This window comes from Cobetia sp. UCD-24C, from assembly GCF_001306765.1.
Taxonomy (GTDB): domain Bacteria; phylum Pseudomonadota; class Gammaproteobacteria; order Pseudomonadales; family Halomonadaceae; genus Cobetia; species Cobetia amphilecti.
This window is the reverse complement of the sequence record NZ_LJTD01000036.1, coordinates 1-880: the sequence shown is the minus strand read 5'-3', so window position 1 is coordinate 880 and position 880 is coordinate 1. Positions and strand designations below refer to the sequence as shown.

Here is an 880-nt window from a genome sequence, read left to right as displayed (position 1 = left end):
CAGCGACCCGCTGATCGACGTCTTCACCTATGGCATCACCGATGCCGATGGCGATGCCTCGCGCACCACGCTGACCATCACCGTCACGGGCTCGACCGATGCCGCGCCGGTCATCACCGGCATCAGCGGCACGGACGACAACAGCGTCACCGAAGCCACCGGCGACACCGTCACCGGCAGCTTCACGGTCGCCGCCACTGCCGGGATTGCCACGGTCACCATTGCTGGCGTCGATGTGGATATACCGGTCGACATCACCAATGCGACCGAGGCCGACCCGGTGGTCATCGAGGGGAGCGAAGGCACCCTGAGCGTGACCGGCTATGACGCCGGCACCGGTGAGGTTACCTACCGCTACGTCGAGGATGGCGAGACCGAGGATCACTCGGGCGGCGACATCACCGACAGCTTCGCGGTCGTGGTCACCGACATCACGGATGCCAGCACCACGGACAGTCTCGACATCGCGATTGTCGACACCGTCCCGACAGCCAATGCCGACACCGGCACCATCGCCGAGGACACCTCTGACGCCCTGACCGGCAATGTCATCAGCGGGGCCGGTGACAGCACGGATGCCGATGCGGCCGCCGATGCCCTGGGCAGCGACACGCCGACCCTGGTCACTGGTGTCGTGACAGGCACTCTGGAGGACGATGACGCGCTTGCGGCAAACGTCAGCGACACGACCGGTACCGAGATCGCCGGCAGCTACGGCACGCTGACCCTCAACAGTGACGGCAGCTACAGCTACGTGCTGGACAACAGCAATGCCGAGGTCCAGGGCCTGGATGATGGCGCGTCACTGACCGACGTCTTCACCTACGGCATCACCGATGCCGATGGCGATGTCTCCCGCACCACGCTGACCATCACCGTC

General features: G+C 65.3%; 1 protein-coding gene. It reads left to right on the top strand.

All coding sequences use genetic code 11. The features are described 5' to 3' along the window. A partial coding sequence (locus AOG28_RS17435) for a VCBS domain-containing protein (RefSeq protein ID WP_200906842.1) occupies window positions 1–880 on the top strand: 880 nt, incomplete at both ends.